Annotated in this window: 18 protein-coding genes; 11 read left to right on the top strand and 7 right to left on the bottom strand. The window is 43.5% G+C overall.

Annotated features, from left to right (window positions below; translation table 11 throughout):
* Window positions 1–73 precede the first annotated feature (73 nt).
* Window positions 74–1672, bottom strand: coding sequence for an OmpA family protein (locus tag CXF65_RS01450; RefSeq protein WP_101210774.1), 1599 nt, complete (start codon window positions 1670–1672; stop codon window positions 74–76).
* A 564-nt stretch (window positions 1673–2236) separates the two neighbouring features.
* A complete protein-coding gene (locus tag CXF65_RS01455) occupies window positions 2237–3823 on the bottom strand; it encodes a hypothetical protein (protein WP_101210775.1) in 1587 nt (528 codons plus the stop codon).
* An 831-nt stretch (window positions 3824–4654) separates the two neighbouring features.
* On the opposite strand from CXF65_RS01455, the gene CXF65_RS01460 reads away from it, so the two are divergent.
* The 6 genes from CXF65_RS01460 (at window position 4655) to CXF65_RS01485 (ending at window position 9881) form a co-directional block, all read left to right on the top strand.
* Window positions 4655–5263: a rhomboid family intramembrane serine protease gene (locus CXF65_RS01460; RefSeq protein ID WP_101210776.1), complete on the top strand. Its 609-nt coding sequence runs from the start codon at window positions 4655–4657 to the stop codon at window positions 5261–5263.
* 123 nt (window positions 5264–5386) lie between these two features.
* Entirely contained in the window at window positions 5387–6352 is a 966-nt protein-coding gene (locus CXF65_RS01465) for a metallophosphoesterase (RefSeq protein ID WP_101210777.1), read from the top strand.
* Window positions 6353–6451: 99 nt separating this feature from the next.
* Window positions 6452–7012, top strand: a complete 561-nt coding sequence (gene purE, locus CXF65_RS01470; protein ID WP_084212283.1) for a 5-(carboxyamino)imidazole ribonucleotide mutase — start codon at window positions 6452–6454, stop codon at window positions 7010–7012.
* A gap of 219 nt (window positions 7013–7231) precedes the next feature.
* Window positions 7232–8590, top strand: a complete 1359-nt coding sequence (locus CXF65_RS01475) for a 5-(carboxyamino)imidazole ribonucleotide synthase (protein ID WP_101210778.1) — start codon at window positions 7232–7234, stop codon at window positions 8588–8590.
* A complete protein-coding gene (locus CXF65_RS01480; RefSeq protein ID WP_101210779.1) occupies window positions 8590–9039 on the top strand; it encodes a YaiI/YqxD family protein in 450 nt (149 codons plus the stop codon). Before CXF65_RS01475 ends, CXF65_RS01480 begins: the two co-directional genes overlap by 1 nt.
* Window positions 9040–9242: 203 nt before the next feature.
* Window positions 9243–9881 carry an NAD(P)H-binding protein gene (locus CXF65_RS01485; RefSeq protein WP_101210780.1) on the top strand — a complete coding sequence of 213 codons (639 nt, stop codon included), beginning with the start codon at window positions 9243–9245 and terminating at the stop codon, window positions 9879–9881.
* Between the two features lie 95 nt (window positions 9882–9976).
* On the opposite strand, the gene epmA is transcribed toward CXF65_RS01485, so the two are convergent.
* The 3 genes from epmA to CXF65_RS01500 all read right to left on the bottom strand — a co-directional run bounded on the left by epmA (window position 9977) and on the right by CXF65_RS01500 (window position 13542).
* Window positions 9977–11014: an EF-P lysine aminoacylase EpmA gene (epmA, locus tag CXF65_RS01490; RefSeq protein WP_101210781.1), complete on the bottom strand. Its 1038-nt coding sequence runs from the start codon at window positions 11012–11014 to the stop codon at window positions 9977–9979.
* 57 nt (window positions 11015–11071) lie between these two features.
* Window positions 11072–12208, bottom strand: a complete 1137-nt coding sequence (locus tag CXF65_RS01495) for a 4-phosphoerythronate dehydrogenase (RefSeq protein ID WP_101210801.1) — start codon at window positions 12206–12208, stop codon at window positions 11072–11074.
* A 188-nt stretch (window positions 12209–12396) separates the two neighbouring features.
* Window positions 12397–13542, bottom strand: coding sequence for an AI-2E family transporter (locus CXF65_RS01500; protein WP_101210782.1), 1146 nt, complete (start codon window positions 13540–13542; stop codon window positions 12397–12399).
* Between the two features lie 58 nt (window positions 13543–13600).
* Here CXF65_RS01500 and CXF65_RS14900 point away from each other — a divergent pair, with 58 nt between their 5' ends.
* From CXF65_RS14900 to CXF65_RS01510, 3 genes are all read left to right on the top strand, one after another.
* A complete protein-coding gene (locus tag CXF65_RS14900) occupies window positions 13601–13747 on the top strand; it encodes a hypothetical protein (protein ID WP_156915598.1) in 147 nt (48 codons plus the stop codon).
* 611 nt (window positions 13748–14358) lie between these two features.
* Entirely contained in the window at window positions 14359–16050 is a 1692-nt protein-coding gene (locus CXF65_RS01505) for an NAD+ synthase (RefSeq protein WP_025651699.1), read from the top strand.
* A 195-nt stretch (window positions 16051–16245) separates the two neighbouring features.
* Complete coding sequence (locus CXF65_RS01510; RefSeq protein ID WP_025651700.1) at window positions 16246–17520, top strand: hemolysin family protein; 1275 nt, start codon at window positions 16246–16248, stop codon at window positions 17518–17520.
* Window positions 17521–17553: 33 nt separating this feature from the next.
* Here CXF65_RS01510 and CXF65_RS01515 read toward each other — a convergent pair whose 3' ends face one another.
* On the bottom strand, window positions 17554–18273 hold the full coding sequence (locus CXF65_RS01515; RefSeq protein ID WP_101210783.1) for a YggS family pyridoxal phosphate-dependent enzyme: 720 nt from the start codon (window positions 18271–18273) through the stop codon (window positions 17554–17556).
* Between the two features lie 341 nt (window positions 18274–18614).
* On the opposite strand from CXF65_RS01515, the gene CXF65_RS01520 reads away from it, so the two are divergent.
* Window positions 18615–19670: a type IV pilus twitching motility protein PilT gene (locus CXF65_RS01520; protein WP_025651702.1), complete on the top strand. Its 1056-nt coding sequence runs from the start codon at window positions 18615–18617 to the stop codon at window positions 19668–19670.
* Window positions 19671–20002: 332 nt separating this feature from the next.
* Entirely contained in the window at window positions 20003–21124 is a 1122-nt protein-coding gene (locus CXF65_RS01525; protein ID WP_025651703.1) for a PilT/PilU family type 4a pilus ATPase, read from the top strand.
* Window positions 21125–21224: 100 nt separating this feature from the next.
* Here the strand turns inward: CXF65_RS01525 and fur are convergent, their stop codons facing one another.
* Window positions 21225–21659 (bottom strand): ferric iron uptake transcriptional regulator, encoded by a 435-nt coding sequence (fur, locus tag CXF65_RS01530; protein WP_025651704.1) that lies wholly within the window; start codon window positions 21657–21659, stop codon window positions 21225–21227.
* Between the last annotated feature and the right edge of the window lie 302 nt (window positions 21660–21961).

Genomic DNA, 21961 nt, shown 5'->3' on the forward strand with positions numbered 1-21961 from the left:
TTAGATGCGGTTTTTTGGTATTAATGACTTTTAAATATCAATCGTTTTCTTACTATCAATCACTGTCTAAAGACTACTGAGTATTAACTTGTGGATCTACTACCGTCCCACGACTTGCATCATCACCATCTGGCAAGAGATCATCATTGTTGCTGTCTAATGGGTTTAAGTCCGGATCAAGGGCATTGTTGGTGATCGTCATACCATCATTTGCACTGACAGTCTCATCATTGACCAAAAACTCAATACGGCGGTTGCGGAAGCGACCTTGTTCCGTTGAGTTATCAGCGATAGGATCTGTTTCACCCATGCCTTTGGTGCTCAGCTTGCTCGCATCGATACCTTGAGAGACTAAGTATTCTTTTACAGATTCGGCACGGTCGCGAGACAGCTTCAGATTATAAGCATCCGATGCTTGGCTATCGGTATAACCAATAATCATCAGATTCATATCTGGGACGTCTGTCATAATCTTGGCAGCGCGGTCAAGAAACGCTTTATTAACATCAGGAATAAAAGCTTTATCTACTTCAAAGTTAATTACTTGTAGACTTAAAGCACGGGCAACATCACGTGGATCTGGATTGTCTCCAAGGTTTGACATAGCAACATCGGCTGCCGCTAAACTATTATCAATTTCACCTTGCAAATCTAATGGCCCTTCAGCTTGCACCGTCATCGCTGGTGCAGCCGCTTGTAAATCAGCGACCAGTTTATCCAACGCTGCTGCATCTGGTGCATTGACAGTAATGTTATCACCTTTAATAATCATACTGGCGTTTGGTACATTTTTGACAATAGGTAAGATAGTGGCAAGTTGCGCAGCAGCTGGCATGTCTATTGCAAAATTATCATCAACATCGGCGCGGCACTTATTGGCTTCATCCCCAAACGCACTGGTAAGCGCATTCATGACATTGGTCTGTAGCGTCTCATTACCCACATTCATGCGGCAAGCGTACAATTCACTATTTTCACCAGTAGCAATGCTCAATGAGGCAGGCTCAACAGCAGCAGCAACCGCTGTACCATCGCCTTCCGCCGCTTGCTCTTGGGTGACAGCAGGCGTAGCGACAGGTTCAGGGTTGTCTTGGCAGCCTCTCAGCAAAGCCCACGCCAAAGCACCTAAAATAATCAGACCAATAATAGGCAGCAGCGCTTTCATAAAGCTGCCTTCTTTCTCTTCTTCACGTTGTAGCGGTGCGGTACTGACCGTATCAGACATTCGCGCACCTGCAGGAGCAGCGGCAATCATACCGGCAGGCAGAACCGCACTTGCCCATGCAGGGATATGATGCTGATAGCTAGCAAGGTTGTCGTTCAAAAACTGTGGCACCGGTGTGGTTCCTGCCAAGCTTTTTATTTCATGGTAAGCAAGCGGTGCTGCCATCGCAATCAAACCACGAGATGCAGTGACATCGACATTGTGTTTGCCAGCCAGCTCGCGAGCTATCTGGTCACGGTGAGCGCTATCCGTCCATACCCGATCATAAAATCCTTGATCGTCACGGGCGATATTTTCGTTAGCAAAACGCTCATGCGTATCTTTGTCTGCCAAACGCGCCGCAAAAATAGCATAAAACTGCTCAAGTAGATTTTGTTTAGCAGGGCTACGGTCATCTCCCAATACTGCGGGGCTGACTGTTCGCGTTAAATGACTGATAATATCCATAGTATAAGTCCTCCATTAATTCTTATTAATATAATTTGTCTTTTGAATAGGAATAAGGTTTTTTCTCAGAATTATTAGAATTTACTTTTTTATTTTTTAATTCACTAAAAGCAAAGTCGATAATTATGATGGTAGCAACTATTTACCTATTCGTTAAAACATCTAAAAAGCAAAATCATCATGCAAGTCACTATAAAATAAATAGCTGTAAAAAAAGTTCGTCACTATTAATTCACTATTTAAGCACTATAAAAAAGCAACAAGCGCAATTGATGATGATTACATTCAACTTTCGTCATTATAAAAGTATTAAGGTATTTTTCACAATCAATACGCTGTTGTGCAAATGCTACATTAAGTAATGTTTCAGTTGTTACACGTAACTAGAAAGCCGCTGAAGTACAAATCGCTAACACAACAATAGTAAATAAGGTCGTATGTGTATTATTTATTAAACAGTCATTTTCAATAGCAATAAAACGATTTGATTTTATCTTCCATATTATTTATTTAAAAAAAAAGTTGTGATTACGGTATGACTCATACTAAAGCTCAGCGACTGACCTACTTATTTCTTACTTGTGCAGGTTCAGCGACGATAACATTACTCGCCATATCCTCTACTTCAGACAAAGAGATGGGGCCTGACGGCCTATTGTTTGTAGAGGAATTGCTATTTGAGTTACTATTTAAATTACTAGGTACATTAGTGAGACTGCCATTATTACTGCGCACCGGATTGTTGCGTGCTGGCGCAGGCATCATACTATCGTCCGTATCGTCATCGCTTGCTTGATACTCTCCAGCACCATTATTGCTTGCATTGTTGTTATAGGCGTCGCTATTAACATTGTTTGTAGCGCTGCCACTGGAGTCAAACTGAGGGTTCTGACCATTCATAGCCGCCATATCCTCTACGCCACTGCCATTGTTAGGTAATGGCAGTGGTGCCGCGCTATCAATCATCAGCGCTGGCGCTAACGTACGCATATCAGTGACCAAACGCCGTAATAGCATACTGTCTGGTGCTTCCAAGCTCACCCGCTCATTTTGCAGATGTAGCCGAGCAAATGGCGTTGATCTCAGCATGGTCAAGATATTCGGCAATACCTCTGTTGGCATATTAGCCATACTCTTAGCCACGCCCGCTTGTATCGTCAGCTCACAGATACCGGCCTGCTCACCAAAACTTGTATTAAGCGCTTGTTGCAACGTGCTTTGTAGCGCCTCATCGCCAACCGTTGCGCTACAAGTATAGAGACTGCCACTATCGTCTACCCCGACGATTAGCTCAACTGGCGTCAAAACCTGTGGTGCTGGCTTAGTAGGGGGCGGGGCAACGACAGGCGCAGGCGCTACAGGTTCTACTGGCGCTGTCATGTTGGGCTTGATCAATAGCGCCCATGCGGCAAAGCCCAACGCAGCAATGGCGGCTATTAATAAAAATACCCGTACCAATAGATCGTTGCGTTGATTACGGGTGCGAACTTTTTCCCGTTTCATGCTGCCATTTTCTGCTAAATGATGGGCAGCAGGGCTGGCATGGATAGCATCAGAAGCATTATTTATATCTTTATTGCTATGCTTATCTAAATGCACACTAGCATTTGGAGAGCTATTGCTATTCTCTGTAGCCGTTTCTATTGGCGGTGCTGGCATTGCTGCTGTATTAGCAGATGCCATGACATTTGGCGTATTGCTGGATGGCTGAATATCTTGAGCAGCGCTGATAACTGGTGCTGACCATATGGGTAAATACTGGCGCAAGGTGGGCTGCTCTTTTTGCAAAAATGCAGGCAAAAACTGTCCACTCGCCAGTGCCTTTAGTTCACGGTAAGCCAGTGGCGCAGCATTTATAAGCAATTGGGTGGTCGCAAGCTCATCGATATGATGAGTGGCGGCAAGTTCTTGTATGAGTGTCTGCCGCATATTTGGGGCGAGCCAGAGCTGCTCAAATAAAGGGCTTTCTGTCACGCTATCAGCAACGATCACTTGATCAGATCGCAACAACTGCGAATATACCTCTGGCAAAGCCAAGCGTGCAGCCAAAATCGCATAAAACTGCTCAAGGAGACTGACATGGGCAACGCTGCTATTATTGCCTAGCACAGCGGGCGTGACGCTTTGTTCTAGTTGTTCAATGATACTCATGACTGACGGCCTCTATCGGCTTAATATAGTTAATCCTAGTGAAATCAGATACAGTGTCAGGCTCGTTCAGTCTACTATTTGCAGTCCTGTCACTCGCTTTCCTTGTATCTAAATTCCTTTCAACCGACTATAGTTTATATTTATAAAAGCAATAAATCATTCCTTATCACTTTATTTGATGTTTTTTCTACAAACTTATGCCTTATAAATGACACTCTATAAAACAGCTATATCCGTGACAGTTCTTATGGTACATCGCTTGTATGACCCAGCTTATAATTTGTACTTACACTTATATCAGCAGCACTATAGACTGCTGCTATCAACGTATTTAGCGCTACCGTTACTGTCAGTATACGAAGCATTACTTACTCATCTTTATACACTGCTATATTGTTAGGGTATATCTTCAATTCACTCTATAGTCATCTAAATGGGCTAAAAATGGCTAAATCTTGCCAAACATCGTCAAATAGCTGGTAAATATCCCGATATTATCTACGCTATTTTTCTTGTCTGACGGCAATTTATCTTATTTTTATCACCATTTTTAAAATGAATACGCACCCTAATAATAAATGATTATTAAAGCACAATTCTCTGCATAATGGGTTTTTGCTTTATTCTTGTTGCTGTTGACGTAATGATTAGGAGTTGGCATGGGAATTGTCATGTCACTACTTATTATTATTGACCCTCTTATCGAGTAGCAATTTGGGCATAATATTATTTACACATAGTATTTAGGCGTAGTATATATACATAGTATTTAGGCTTTTGACCTTGCCATATTACACAATCACACACTAGGCTCGGCCTAAGGATTACCCTTTGTTTAACCACACGACCCTTATCATTATTATTACTGTTACTGTCAGCTTGCTTGCTTGGCAAAACAAAGCGCTATTTAATCGGCTTATTTTTTATCCGCCTGCGGTAAATAATGGGCAATGGGATCGTTTCGTGACGCATGGTTTTATCCATGCTGATAGTATGCATCTGTTGTTTAATATGTTTACTTTGTATTTTTTCGGTCGTGCTATCGAAGGGTTATATCAATCGTTTTTGTTCGGTTATGGTTTCGTAGTGTTTTACGTATTGGCTATCATTGTTGCGATGATTCCAAGTTATCTTAAGAATAAAAATAACGCCAGCTATCTCAGCCTTGGCGCCTCAGGTGGTGTATCAGCCGTATTGTTTGCTTTTATTTTGCTGGCACCATGGGAAAAAATCTATTTATTCGCGGTCATTCCTATCCCAGCGATATTATTTGCGGTCGCTTATGTGGCTTATAGCATCTATGCGGACAAACGCGGTGGCTCAAACATCAATCATCTGGCACATATGTGGGGCGGCGCGTTTGGGATAATCGCCACTATTATTTTAGAGCCACAAGTGCTACCACACTTTTTAAATGCACTATTATCGCCAGGCTTTTAGTAAAGGCTAGCTTTTAGAGCAATTTTTTAAAAATTTTTTTTGAAAATAATTAAACCCTTATGAACTTTATCGCTCTACTTAAGCGGTTAAATACGTTTACATTTTAAGATTAGATAACGAATTATGATTATAGATATTATCGGTGACATTCATGGTTATGCAGACAAGCTAGTCGGTCTACTCACCCAGCTAGGCTATCGCCATAACGGACAATGTTTCGTGCCGCCAGCAGGTCATCGGGCGTTGTTTATCGGTGATTTGATCGACCGTGGGTCGCAGCAAATGGCCACGTTAGAAATCGTGTTTGCCATGCTAGATGCTGATGTGGCCGATGCAGTCATGGGCAATCACGAATACAATGCTTTGGCTTTCGCGACGCTTGATCCTAATAATCCTCAGGAATACCTACGCTCACACAATGAGATACATATGCGCCAACACGAGGCCTTTTTGGCAGAAGTACCGTTTGGCTCAGAGCGTCATCACTATTGGCTACAACGCTTGTATGAGATACCCTTATGGCTTGAGACCGACTATGCTTGCTTTGTGCATGCTTGTTGGGATGTAGACAGTATGGCGGTACTGACGCCGTTATTGACTGCTAATAATTGCTTAACGCCTGAAGGACTTGTCGCCACTGCCCAAGAGCATAGCGAACCTTTTGAAGCGTTGGAGAGGGTATTAAAAGGTGTGGAAACACCACTACCTGCGGGCATGGTAATGGTTGATAAAGAAGGAACTGAGCGCACACGAGTACGGGTACGTTGGTGGCTTGAAGGCCTCAACGAACGTACGCTATATGAGGTTGCGCGTGCCCCTTCATCAGCATTGGCACAAATTCCAGCGGATATATTGGCAGAAAATATCGACTTTGCGCTTAAAACCGATAAACCCGTATTTGTCGGTCATTATTGGCTAACTGGGACGCCTGAACCATTGAGCCCGCAAGTAGTCTGTACTGATTATTCGGCAGCGGTCGATAGCGGTTATCTAACATGCTATCAGCTCGATACCGAGCAGCCTTTGCCACTCAAAGCCGGTAATTTTGTGCAATATCGCCACGACAAAGACCCAGTGATATCGTCATAATAAAAGCGCTATTCAACTCGCTTTCGCATTAATCAGTAAACTTGGCTTTACGAAGGCGGCAAAATTTTTGTATGATGGTCGTTTTGAGGATATCAAAGCATGAGCACTCTATCAGCTAGTGTTAACTCTGTTGAGCAAAACAGTCCAATCACCTCTCCTGCTGGTCAACCAAAAGTTGGCATCATCATGGGCTCGCAGTCTGATTGGGCGACCATGAGCGCCGCTGCGCAATTGCTCGCCGACTTTGATATCGCTTTTGCTTGTGAAGTCGTATCAGCACACCGTACACCTGACAGATTATTTGACTATGCCAAAAACGCCAAGAGCAATGGCTTACAAGTCATTATCGCTGGGGCTGGCGGTGCAGCACATCTGCCGGGTATGTGTGCCAGTCAAACGCCGCTACCGGTCTTTGGTGTCCCTGTAAAATCCTCGATGCTCAGCGGTTGGGATAGCCTATTGTCTATCGTACAGATGCCAAAAGGCGTTGCTGTCGGTACTTTAGCGATTGGGGCGGCAGGTGCTTATAATGCAGCATTACTGGCGATTCAGGTCTTGGCCTTGCATGACGACGTAATCGCTAGCAAGCTAGATACGCTACGCCAAACACAAACTGACACCATTCTTGCCAGCCCCACACCGGGCATTATCAACAACTAGATTGGCGATAATGGTTAGAAAATATCAAGACCAATCATTTAGACTATAAAATCTAACCGTCAAATCCAACGATCAATGTTGTAAACTTGATATTTATGCTTAGATGAGCTCTACTAAATACAAGGTGCATACAGTGCACCTTTTCCTATTTTAATAGATTAGAGTTTAGACTTAATAAACCGAATAACCTTTATCCATTTCCAATTCAAAGAGCCTGCCATGACTACAGCGAACGCTTATCCTGTGACCCAAAACATTCGTACTATCGGTATTTTAGGCGGTGGTCAGCTTGGCATGATGCTTGCCGAAGCGGCCATGCCATTAGGTTATCAGTGTGTTTTTTTAGAAGACAATGCTGACTGTCCTGCCAGTCTTTACGGGCGCGTCTTTCATAGTGAGCAACTAGAAGCCTTTATTGCCGCCGCCGATGTATTTACCTTAGAGTTTGAAAACACGCCGACGGCGACCGTTGAACAACTGGCCAATTTATCAAAATCTGGTAGCAAACAAGGCATGTTTCCGCCACCGATTGCCCTTGATATCGCGCAAGACCGCTTAAAAGAAAAGCAGATGTTTAATGCGCTTGAGATCGCTACCGTACCCTTTAAAGAAGTTAACTCTGAAGCTGAATTGCAGCAAGCTTGCAGCGAGCTAGGACTGCCAATTGTCCTCAAAACCAGCCGCGGTGGTTATGATGGTAAAGGTCAATTTGTCATCAAGCAAGACAGTGATATTAAAGTAGCGTGGCAAGACCTCAAAGACGCCGTCAGTGGCCAAGGTGAGTTGACGCCAACGCCAGCGCCACTCATTGCGGAAGGTTTTATTCACTTTAGCCGTGAGGTTTCTATTATCGCGGCACGGGGACAGAACGGCCAGATGCGCTGTTATGATTTGGTCGAAAACCATCACCATCACGGTATTTTGGCCAAAACTCAAGCGCCCGCCGTTGGTACTAGCCATCTACTCAAGCAAGCGACCGATGCCATTACCACGGTCATGAATCATTTGGGTTATGTGGGCGTGATGGCACTTGAGCTGTTCGTCACCAAGGACGTGCGTGGCAATGATGCTGTACTCGCCAATGAAATTGCGCCGCGTGTGCACAATTCTGGACACTGGAGTATTGAAGGCGCTGTCACCAGTCAGTTTGAAAACCATATCCGTGCCGTGGTTAATTTGCCATTGGGTGATACCGACAATGTTCATCCAGCGATTATGCTCAACGTTTTAGGACAGTACCCCGATATCAGCGCAGTGCTGGCTATCGATGGCGCGCATTATCATAGTTATCATAAGGCTGAGCGCGAAGATCGAAAAATTGCACACATCACATTGATGCCCAATGATGTCGCTGATTTGGAGCCTGCCTTAGCCAAGCTCGTCGCGGTATTGCCCAATAAAGTCGGCCTCGACAAAAAGTCTGCTACTGTGAATAATCAGCCAAAAGCGACCAATGACCAATCAACTATTGGCAATGACACTGTTAAAGCTATAGAAAACCCTCAAGTAGATACTGATGACGATCAAACAGATAATGCGATAGACGTTAAGACAAAAACAGCGAAGGTTAAGAAATAATGCAAATTTGGGTGGATGCTGATTCGGTGCCATTGATTGCCAAAGACTTGATTATCAAAACGGCTGAGCGGACGCAAACAATGGCTATTTTCGTCGCCAATCAGCCAATTAAATTGCGTAAGTCACCGCTGCTCGTCATGACCGTGGTGCCATCAGGATTTGATAAAGCCGACGATTATATCGTAGAACAGATACAGCCAGGTGATTTAGCAATCACCAGTGACATCCCTTTGGCCAACGATATTTTGGACAAAGGCGGCTTGGTACTGACCACACGCGGCATGGTCTACGACAAAAATAATATTAAGCAAAAGCTCAATATGCGCGACTTTATGGATACCATGCGCGGTACTGGCGTGTTAGAGCTGCAAGAAATGAGCGGACAAAAACCTTATGGTGACCGTGACAAAAAAGCCTTTGCCGACGGTCTTAATCGTTTGGTTCGCTGATTTTTATAGCCATAATCTTTGCTATCTATCTTAACCCCCTCCTAGCCTGTGCTCTTTGCAAACCGTATACATTCATAACCAAACACTATGCAATCGGCACGCTTCATAACGAAGTGTGCCCATCATTGTTGTTACGCTGTAGTCAACTTTTAAGACAAACAGTTTTTACAACAACAGTAACGTATATAAGAATAGGAATGACTATGAAAATTTTAGTAATTGGCGCCAGTGGACGAGTGGGAACTGATTTAGTTAAGCAGTTATTAGCAGATGATCATCAAGTGATCGGTACCACGCGTGATAAAAAGAAATTGTTCGATGCAGATAATTATTCGCAATTGGATTTAGACTTATTAGCAAATAAAGACGATATTCAAAATCAGATTGATGATGACGTTGAGGCGATATACTTTGTAGCAGGTTCTGGGAACAAGAACTTGTTAGAAGTAGATTTACACGGTGCGGTGAAAACAATGCAAGCGGCGCAAGATAAAGGTATCAATCGCTATATCATGCTTAGCACAGTGTTCTCATTAGACACCAGCAAATGGACAAGCCCTGCGATTGAAAATCTAAAAGAATATTACATCGCCAAACATTACGCTGACCAATGGTTAGTCAACGACAGTACTCTTGATTACACCATCGTCCAAGCTGCTGCCCTAAAAGAACGCGCCGGAACTGGCAAAATTACGATCAATGGTACTGATGCTGGCGAGAATGCGATTGCGGATGTGGCATCGACTTTAGCAGCGGTTTTGAATGCTGATAGCGCAAGTAAGAAAGTCTTTAGCATGCAAAATGGTGAGACAGCCATCGATAAAGCTATCGCAACATTATAATCAAGCTCAGCGCTACCCTATTTATAATTAAAGAAAAAAGCGAGTAAGCCTTCCGGTCTACTCGCTTTTTTTATGATGGACCATCTAATAAATTATCAGGCCAGACCACTTGGAAACGGAATGACGTCCTCTACTCTGTCGGCTCCTGTGATGACCATAAGCAATCTATCCAACCCCACAGCAATGCCACTACAAGGTATCAAGTCATTAGATGCCGCCAATAGATGCTCATCGATTGGCATGACTGGCAAATTATGGCGCTGGCGCAATTGATTGTCTTGCTCAAAACGCATTCTTAACGCCTGCCCATCTGCCAGCTCGTCATAGGCGTTGGCAATCTCAATACCATTGATATATAGCTCAAAGCGCTTCGCAACCTTATTACCGTCTTTATCTAAAGCCGTTTTTGCTAATGCTGCCGTTGCTGGTGGATACTCTATAATCAAAGTCGGCAAATCGTGACCCAAATTTGGCTCGACTACATGGCTAAATAATAGATCTAACCAGCTTTGCCGGCTTTCTTCTTCGCTATTGGTTGCACCGCTTTCTACATTATTAAAATCAAAACCGGTTAAACCTTTATCTTCTGCCACTGCTTGTAATGTCGCCAAACTGGCCGTCAGTGGATGTATGCCAACGAAGTCCATAAACGCATCAACGTAGCGGTAATGATTCATCACAATCGAGTAGCCATATAGGGCTTCTAGTAGTTCGCCAAGCTCAGTCGCCATATCGGCTAAGCTATAGTTTGGCTGATACCATTCCAACATGGTGAATTCAATATTATGGCGTACGCCTATTTCATTATCTCGAAATACCGGGCAAATTTGATAAATAGGCACTTGCCAGCTGGCCAATAATCGCTTCATGGCAAATTCAGGTGACGTATGCAGGTAATAAGTGCGTGGTCGATCTTGATAGGTAACTTGCGCAGCGACGGACTGCAAAAAGGTATCCGTATTGCCAGCTTGCGACAACAGCGGAGTCTGCACCTCAAGCACCTGCCGCTTATTAAAAAACTGACGAATATCGCACATAAACTGCGCACGCTGCCGCGCCATCGCTAGGGTTATGGTGGGCGCGTAACTGGGCTTAGTATTTAGCTTAACAGAAGAACGGGTTGATTGGCTCATTAGTATTTACTGTGACTGATGAATAATAAAAATAGGGTGATAAGTAGGTTTTTGACTTTAGAACTGCCATTCACGGCGCAAATGATAATCACGGCGCAGTTGATCAAAATCAGCGCCATTAACTTGTCCATCAATGACCTGACGTCGCAAGGAAGCATCATCTTGCATAATGTCATAAAACTTAATCAACTTATCTGGATGCGCTTTTAATTCAGACCACAAAAACATATTCAGTGGCAGCAGCTTTTGCATAGACTGTGCAGGTGTGACCGCCAGTTTTTCACATAGCGCATCATAGATAATTTGGGTACCGCGCAGCTTCCCCTCTACAGTATAACCAGCGATATGTGGCGTTGCGATAGCCAACTTGCTTAACAAACTCTCGGCAATCTCTGGCTCATGCTCAAACACATCAAGCACTGCTTGGCGTCCCGTACGCTCAATATCTGCTGCTAAATCACGCGCATGAATGACGGGTCCGCGCGCGCTATTAATGAGCATAGTATGCGCAGGCATCATACTCAGGGCATCTGCGTTGATTAGATGCCGCGTTGGGTAATCGCTACCACTCGGGTGAGTATAGTCTCTCTTATCAGTCAGTGGCACATGTAAACTGACAACGTCGCTTTGGCTAAGTACTTGCGCAAAGCTGGCGTTATTCGTCTCTGAAGGGGGCAATAATGGATCATAGCCCAATACTTGCCAGCCCAAATCATTGGCATACTGAGCGAGCGTGCTACCAATATTGCCAAGGCCAATAAGACCTAAGGTTAATGGCCTCGTTGGTGACGTCGTTGATAGCATCGTTGATGGCTGCCAATACTGCGGACGCAGTGTCAAAATAGCCGTCAGCACGTATTGGGCGACCGAATGCTTGCTACAACCCGCAGCATTGGCAAAAGTGATGTTGCGCGTCGCTAGATAATCTTGATCAACATGATCGGTGCCGATCGTTGCCGAGCCTACAAATTCTACGCTTTCATTATCAGCCAATAACTGCTCGTTCACTGGCGTCACCGAGCGTATCAACAATACAGTGGGCTGTAATTCAGCAAGCAATGCCGCATCGATATCGCGCCCCGCAACTTTGACAATATTTACTATTTGCTCAGTCGCCTGTCCAAGCGCAGTGGCATTAAAAAACTCATCAAGGCTAGCGATATTACTGTCAGCCACAATAGTTATGCTGTTTATCGTATCTATCATCGCATTAAACCTTATTAAAAATTTCTATCAATCAGTACATAATTTATCAGTGACTTGTTATCTATGACATTATTTCGCTAAATATTTTTTACTACCGCTGTCGGCGTAGGCACAACGCGCAAGAAAAAATTATTTCAGTCTCGCGCTAAAATGCGCCGTCTCTATTTTATTTGGTATCACCTATATCCGCTATTTTCATTTTGCTCATCAACCGCTAATGGTGTATTTTTATCGATCAACACCTCTTCTTGTGGCGCAAATAGCTCATTTTTATGATTTGAAATCCATTCACGCCATACCGCAAGGCCGATAGCTAATACGACAGGACCGATGAACAAACCAACGAAACCAAAGGCTGTTAAACCGCCTAACACCCCGATAAAAATAATGATAAAAGGAATCTTGGTGGCACCACTAATGACGATAGGACGGATAAGATTGTCCACCCAACTGATGACCAATATGCCCCATAAAGCCAAACCAATACCTTCTACCGTATGACCTTGACTTAATAACCAAATCGACACCCCACCCCACACAAATGGCGTACCAAATGGGATTAAGGCAATGATAAAAGTGACAATCGTCAGTAAAATCGGACTTGGTGCGCCAGAGAAATAATAACCAATACCCGCCAAGATTGCCTGCGCCAATGCGGTCAGACCAATACCATATACCACAGCGCGGGTGGTCGTACCCACAGAGTCAATATAACCATCGATACGATTGCCAATGATATTGCGTAAGGCTTGGCGGATTTGACGCACCAAGCTTGTGCCATCACGATAAAAGAAAAACAGAGTCATTAACGCCATGCCAAGCTTGGCAAGACTGCTGAACACCACATCAAAGGCGACTTTGCCGTAATATAAATGAGACTGTACCCAGATACGAAAGGCTTCTAGCGTCCCCTCAGGATTTTTATTAATGCGCCACAGCACATCTTTGACTTGTTGCCCGATAATCGGCAAATCCTTAACAGAGTCAGGCACATCCAAATACCCTACTTTAATACGATAGATTAAATTGCTGATAAGACTCAAAGCTTCCTGCTGCAAGATAAAAATACCAACCACCAGCGGCACACCGATGATGAGAGTAATACTCACAGTCATGATAGCGGCACTAAAATTTGAACTGAACTTTACTCGTTGGTGAAAAAAGTTATAAATAGGAAAGGTAACATACGCTAAAATCGCTGCCCACAATGCCGGTACAATAAAAAACTGTACCACTTGAAAACATAATATAAACAACACGACCAACAAAGTAATGGCCAATAAGCGCTGAATAATAAATTCTTTTGTCCAGTTTTCTATCATAGTGTATAAACCAAAAGCGGACAGCAAACCTCATACGGTATTGCTGAGAAGTTTATAAATGGGTGAACAGCAATTTATGGACAACATCCATAAATCGTATCCATTAGCGAAGGTGGTTGGCTATAAATCTACAGCTCAATTATTGGCGGCCATTACGCTCTGTGCCGAGACAACCGTAACACAGTTAACGCCAGTAATGTCATAGAAAACAGATGGCTGACCGACGATTATTATGCAACAAAATGGCTCAAATAAATAACGCTATGTTGTAATCTTTACTTACAACTTTCTTAGACGAGATTCACTAAAGCCTTACCTGAATAACCAAATCATCGTACGCAGAATGAATACCGAAAAACAATGACCACTAAGTACCCTACGCCGTCACTTTGTCAGTCATTATCTAGCAAGGTAAATCACTGGCGCGTTCTATTAGTAACAACAATTGATGTTATACTAGAATAATTATTTTGAACTTTTAAATGCCGCTACATTAATTTGACCTTATTTATTTTTGTCATTATTAAAGCGCATCACTTTTCACAACCCTTCTTTATCCTTCCTCTCTAAACGACATTAATATCTAATCGTTAGAGTAGTGCGGCATAAATTGGGTCTACTACATAAGCATTACATTGATGCTTATACAAGCGTTGCACGCATCATGCGAGTTCGATATCAGGACTCAGGGTCAAAAAAAATGTAAAAGAAACTATGATTGACGCGCGATGTTTTGAGTGAATTTCGGATTGATTTTATTTTAAAGCAACACTGCCTCACCAAATTTTAAATACTATATTCATAGGAACAATAACAATGTCAAAAGACAATGATAACCCTAACCTTACTGTCTCAAATGAGGCGAGTAAGAGCACTAAAACCCAAGATAGCGTTACTTTTGCTTTAGCCCAATCACACTTTTTGGTCGGTGATATCACTGCCAATGCAGCAAAAATGCGCACGCTGGCATTAGAAGCGCGTGAGCAAGGCGCTGATGTGATTGTCTTTCCAGAACTCGCACTATTAGGCTATCCACCCCAAGATTTATTGCTACGCCCTAGCTTGTCAGGTCGCATCAAAAGCGCCTTGTCTACTCTAAGTGATATCGATGACATCGTCATGATCGTCGGCTATCCACACGTTGATCACCATGGTACCTTCAACTCAGCCGCCATCCTGCATAACGGTCATCAAAAAGGCTTTTATCATAAGCAAATATTGCCAAACTATGGCGTGTTTGATGAACGCCGTTACTTTGACAAAGGTCGTAATCAAGTTCTGTTTGATTATAAAGGCATTACCATTGGCCTGCTCATCTGTGAAGACTTGTGGGAAAAAGGCCCTATTGCTGATCTCAAAAAGCAAGGCGCGGATCTGGTCATCAGCTTAAATGCGTCACCTTTTGAAATTGAAAAACAAGACAATCGTAAAACCATGCTGACCAAGCGCAGCCGTGAAAATGGCCTGCCGATTATCTATGTCAATGCGGTTGGCGGTCAAGATGATTTAGTCTTTGACGGTGGCTCTATGGCCGTGCAAGCTGATGGTAGCGTTGCCCACGAAGCGCCGCGTTTTATGAATCAGTTGCTACTGGCGACGTTAGATGTCAAAACCAGCAAGTTTAACACCCAGTCTAAAGCGCCTTTAACCCTTAGCCGCGAATCAGAGATGTATCAAGCGCTGGTGGTTGGTTTGCGTGATTATGTCAATCTTTCAGGATTCTCTGGCATTCTCGTTGGGCTATCAGGTGGTATTGATTCGGCCTTGACCCTCTGTATCGCCGTCGATGCGTTGGGTGCGGATAAGGTTTATGCGGTTATGATGCCGTACGAATATACCTCACAAATCAGCCTCGAAGATGCACAAGCACAAGCCCGTCGACTCAACGTTTCTTATACCGTTTGTCCAATTTTTGATGCCGTCGAAGGCATTCGTCATACCCTTGCCCCACTCTTTAATAAATCACCTGCGGACACCACCGAAGAAAACATCCAAGCACGTGCGCGCGGCGTTGTATTGATGGCACTGTCTAATAAGTTTGGGCATTTGGTCATCACCACCGGCAACAAATCAGAGCTGGCGGTTGGTTACTCGACACTGTATGGCGATATGGCAGGCGGCTTTGATGTCCTAAAAGACGTCTATAAATCGCAGGTTTATAAATTAGCCAGCTATCGTAACCGTTTAGAGGACACCCCCGTTATTCCTGAGCGCGTGATTACCCGTCCGCCATCAGCCGAGCTACGTCCTGACCAAAAAGATCAAGACAGCTTGCCTGACTATGACGTATTAGACGGCATCCTAATGTCTTATATCGATGAAGACATGGGCTATCAAGATATCGTGGATAAAGGCTTTGATGCAGACTTGGTCGCCAAAGTCATCCAAATGGTCGATAATAGCGAATATAAGCGCTGCCAAGCACCGATTGGCACCAAAATCAGCCATAAAGCCTTTGGTCGTGAGCGCCGTTATCCATTAGTGAATAAATGGTCAATAAAAGGCTAGAGTGTAATCGTCATCTGGCTGCTACATAGAAAGTCAGATGACGACAGACCTTACTTATAAATCGATTGCTTATTATTAGCTGGGTGCTTGCCCAGCTTTTTTTAGTTTCTGACCACAAAATTTTCTTGTTATTCCGACGATTCAATCCATTACTTTTAATTTATCTACCCCTACCTATTTCTATCCGAGTATGTCATGAGCTTGCTAACTGCTAGTGTGTTTATCTTTTTGCTAATTGCCCTCAGCGCCCTTGTCTCTAGCTCCGAGCTGGCCCTAGCCTCCGCCCGAAAAATCAAACTACAAGTGATGGCCAAAGAAGGCGAAGTACGCGCGCTTGATGTCCTCAATATGCAAGAACACCCTGGCAGTTTTATTACCGTGGTACAAATCGCGCTCAATGCGGTGGCCATTTTGGCCGGTGTCATCGGCGAGTCAGCCATCAGCCCCTATTTAGTGCGCTTGTTCGGTCATGAAGCGCTCGCCTCTGTGGTGTCATTTATCATTGTCACCAGCGTTTTTGTCCTGTTTGCCGACCTCATGCCAAAACGTCTCGCCATGTCCAACTCTGAACCTATCGCCATCAAAGTCGTACGACCAATGATATTTTTGATTTTTATCTTAAAACCTATCATCTGGGTGTTTGATGGTGCGGCGAATTTTCTCTTTAAGCTGCTAGGCATCTCTACGGTACGTAAAGATGAGATGACATCCGAGGATATTGTCGCGGTGATGGATGCCGGTGCGGAAGCGGGTGTCATCAAACACCAAGAGCACCACCTGATTGAAAATATCTTTGAGATGCAAGAGCGTACCGTCACCTCAGTGATGAATCCACGCGAGAATATTGTATATTTTGACAGCAAAGTCAGTACCGAAAAAATTGTCGAGGTGATGATTAAGCAGCCGCATAATAAATTTTTGGTTTGTCTTGACGATGATTTAGAACATATTATGGGCTATGTGGAGTCACGCAGTTTTTTAGCTTTAGTGTTGAATCAGCAAGAGGTAAGCTTAACCGATAAGGCATTATTAAAACCGGCGCTTTTTATTCCTGATACCTTATCTTTATTTGAAGTGCTTGAGATGTTTAAATCGACGGGCGCTGACTTTGCGGTGATCGTCAATGAATATGCGCTGGCGGTAGGCGTCATTACCCTCAAAGACGTGATGAGTATTGTCATGGGCGAGCTGGTCACGCTAGAGGAGCAGCCTATCGTCCAACGTACCGATAACTCCTGGTTAATCGACGGTATGACGCCAATCGAGGATGTCATTCGCTCATTGGGTATCGTCAATTTACCCAACAGCCAAAACTATGAAACGATCAGCGGTTTTATGATGTATATGCTCCGCAAAATCCCTAAGAAAACCGATAGCATCGAATATGCCAATTATCGTTTTGAGATTCTGGACACGGATAAGCTGAAAATCAATCAGCTGCTGGTGACCAAACTTGAAGTGGTTGTTTAGCGTAGTTAAGGTCTGTTGAATTGAGTACACGCCCTAATCTCGAGCACCAAATATGGCGGTACCGACGCGCACCATGGTCGAGCCATTGGCAATCGCCTCTGCCATATCATCACTCATACCCATGCTAAGCGTATCCCAACCAGTTAATTCTGGATGATCGCGCTTAATGTCTTCAAATAATTGCTTGGTGCGAGCAAAAGCATCGGTATTGGCTTTTGCGGGAATAATCATCAGACCACGCAACTGCAAACGCTCATAGCCTTTCATTATGTTGATCAATGCTGGTAACTGGGCTGGTAAACACCCTGACTTGCTGTCTTCATTATCAATATTGACTTGAATCAAAACGTTTAGTGGCGACAACTCACTTGGACGTTGGTCGTTTAGACGCTTCGCAATAATGTCACGCTCAACCGTTTGTACCCAGTCAAAATGCTCAGCGATATCGCGCGTCTTATTACGCTGGATACTGCCAATATAATGCCAAACGATAGCGTCACCAACCGTCTGAGATTTTAAAGTACTGATTTTTTCGATAGCTTCTTGTAGATAATTTTCCCCAAAGTGATACTGACCTTGCTTGGCTAACGCCGCAATCATGTCAGCAGGTTTGGTTTTAGAAACCGCAAGTAAAATGACCTCATCTACTGCACTGTCTTTGGCTTGTTGCTCTGCCTGCGCGACCTGCTCTTTTACCTGTTGCCAATTGTCAACGAGGCTTACCTTATCAATATTATTTTCAGCATCTTTCATATATGGCTCACAAGGATAAATTACTCAATTATTTGTTTTGGCTGTTATTAAGACTTTTATAAAAATTTTGCCATGAGCAAAATTTAAACAATAAATAAATAAATGACTGCCTAATTTTACATTTTCTTAGCCTAGTAGATGGTTAAATGCCAAGAGTCTTGTTATGATATTGTTACATGGTTTAACATATGCTACTAAAGATAGTAGTAACAGTAACAACCATGACCTACTCCATCGCCAAATAACTGAGCTAGCATAGGATGAGTGAAAAGGTTATTGTTTAGAACCTGCTGCTAAGCTCTTTTTGCCTTACCTTTATTCATTGATAGGAATGCCTGATTATGGCTGAAAAAAACAATCTAAGCATCGAAGATCTGCTGCGTTTTACGGTCAAACATAAAGCGTCGGATTTACATATTTCAGCCGGCATGCCAGCGATGATTCGGGTCGACGGTGAGATGACGCGCATCAATATGCCAACGATGACACATCAAGTGGTGCATCAACTTATTTATGACATCATGAATGATAAGCAGCGCGCTGACTTTGAAGAGTTTTATGAGACGGATTTTTCTTTTGAAATTCCTAACTTAGCACGTTTTCGGGTTAACGCTTTTAACCAAAATCGCGGTGCCGGTGCTGTCTTTCGTACCATTCCTTCCAAAGTTCTGACCATGGAAGACTTGGGTATGGGTGAAGTGTTTAAACGCGTCTCCGACTTCAAGCGTGGCGTCGTGCTAGTAACAGGTCCGACAGGCTCAGGCAAGTCAACGACCCTAGCGGCTATGATTGATTATATCAATGAGAGCCGTAAAGAGCATATTTTGACCATCGAAGACCCGATTGAATTTGTGCATGAATCTAAAAAAAGTCTGATTAACCAACGCGAAGTACACCGTGATACCTTGGGTTTTGAGCCAGCGCTACGTTCAGCATTGCGTGAAGATCCCGATGTTATCCTCGTCGGCGAGCTACGTGACCTTGAGACCATCCGCCTTGCGCTCACAGCGGCTGAGACGGGGCACTTAGTCTTTGGTACCCTGCATACCAGCTCAGCGGCTAAGACCATTGACCGTGTGATTGACGTATTCCCTGCAGCAGAAAAAGACATGATTCGCGCCATGCTATCAGAGTCGCTACAAGCGGTAATCTCACAGACTCTATTGCGTCGCCAAACTGGGGGACGGGTTGCCGCGCATGAAATTATGCTGGGTACGCCAGCGATTCGTAACTTGATCCGTGAGAATAAAATTGCCCAAATGTACTCGGCTATCCAGACAGGGGCTGGCGATGGCATGATTACCCTAGATCAAACGCTTAAGAACCTTGTGACCAAAGGCACGATTAGCAAAGACGTTGCTCGTCCTTATGCCAAACAGCCTGAAGCATTTTTATAGTTATAGTATTGCTGATTGGTTGACACTTCCTATTTGATGAAAATCCCTAGGGCGTGTCCTCATTTTAAAAATGGTGACAAAAATGAGATAAATTGCAGTCAAACAAGGGAAATAGTGCAGATAATATCGAGATATTACCTAGCTATTTGACGATGTTTGGCAAGATTTAACCATTTTTAGCCCATTTAGAGTGCTATCGGTTGAATTGAGAACACGCCCTAATAGTCAGTGATTTTTGTATCCCTTATTTGTTTTTAATGGTCATGATTACTGATCTTTAGAAATTGATTTTAGACAATTTTTAATCGATTTACATCGAATGCAGGTACGATATGGATATTGATAAATTATTACAGTTGATGATCAATAAAAACGGCTCCGACCTTTTTATTACCGCTGATGTAGCGCCTTCCATGAAAATAAATGGCAAGATTCTACCGGTTGGTAAGACGCCTCTGAGCGCTGAACAAACCATGAAATTGGTTAAAGGTGTGATGACAGCAGGCCAACGCCAAGAGTTCGAAGAGACCAATGAGTGTCAATTTGCCATTACTGATGAAGCGCAGCAAGCACGCTTTCGAGTCAGTGCCTTTATACAGCGCGATATGGCAGGCATGATTTTACGGAAAATCGAAAATAAGATCCCAACCGTCGAAGAGCTACGTCTGCCGCCAGCGTTAAAAGAGCTGGCCATGAAAAAACGCGGTATTATCTTATTGGTCGGCGCAACTGGTACGGGTAAATCGACCACCTTGGCTGCCATGATCGGTCACCGTAACCAAAACTCTCATGGTCATATTATTACCATCGAAGACCCGATTGAATTTGTCCACAAACATCGTGGTTGTATCATTACTCAGCGGGAGGTCGGTATCGATACTCACTCCTTTGAGGCCGGTCTAAAGAACACCTTGCGCCAAGCGCCAGACGTTATTTTGATTGGTGAGATTCGTAACCGCGAGGTCATGAGTTATGCGATCCAATATGCAGAAACAGGCCATTTGGTATTTGCTACTTTGCACGCCAACAATGCCAACCAAGCAATTGACCGTATCATTCACTTTTTTGAAACCAGTCGCCACAATCAGTTGTTTATGGATTTGTCGCTGAACTTGCAAGCCATTATCGCCCAGCAATTGATTCCAACCCCAGACGGTAAAGGTCGACGGGCAGCTATTGAGATTTTATTAAACTCACAACTGATCAGCGACTATATCCGTAAAGGCGAAGTGCACGAAATCAAAGATGTCATGACGCGCTCGCGTGACAGCGGCATGCAAACCTTTGACCAAGCACTCTTTGACTTGTATGAGCATGGCGAAATCACTTATAAAGAAGCGATATTGCACGCCGACTCCCCCAATGATCTGCGCTTAAAAATCAAACTCAGCAGCAAAAATAGTAACGCCAATTTAGACGAAGGTGCTGATAGCTTGTCCTTAGACGTCAGCTAATCTGTAGCAAATAAGTCAGTCAATAAAAAACAGCCCTCAATCATGAGGGCTGTTTTTTGCATGCATTAATATCAGCATCTATTAAGTGGTCATATAGCCATTATTTTGCGCTGTCGCGACATTCTTGATTGTTACAAATGCCATATAGTACCAATGAATGACCCGATAGCTTAAAGCCATGCTCAGCGGCGACTTTGATTTGTTCTTCTTCAATAGTTTCATTATGAAACTCAATAATCTTGCCGCAAACGTCACAAACCAGATGATCATGATGCTCTGCTTGGGTAATCTCAAACACAGATAAATTGTTTTCAAAGTTATGGCGCTCAACAATCCCTGCTTGTTCAAACTGGGTCAGTACGCGATAGACGGTCGCTAGCCCTACATCTTCACCTTGCTCAATCAGTGCTTTGTAGACCTCTTCTGCACTCATATGATGCAGCTCTGCGCGCTCAAGCAACTCTAAAATTTTGATACGCGGTAACGTTATTTTTAATCCTGCTTTACGTAAATCTTGATTGGTAAAAGAAGCCATAATATCCCTTCTGACTGTTAAGTCTTAGCAAATAAAAACTAAAGAACATGAGGTAAATAATCGCCAATGATTATTATTAATTAAATACTAAAAATTCAAATAGCCCTAAACTGGCTTATCTTGCGTAAATTTTTAGCATGGTTAGCGTGGTTAAACCTCACCGCAAGTCTATGAATTTAAAATATAAAACATCCAATACGTGAGGTAGTGTTTGGTAAATAATGTCGTAAGTGGTAGGCAATTGCAAGTAAATGACGTATCATTTGTCCAAGATTGTCGGCAAGACCAGCAGAAACGCTTCT

Source organism: Psychrobacter sp. Sarcosine-3u-12 (assembly GCF_002836005.1).
Lineage (GTDB): Bacteria > Pseudomonadota > Gammaproteobacteria > Pseudomonadales > Moraxellaceae > Psychrobacter > Psychrobacter okhotskensis.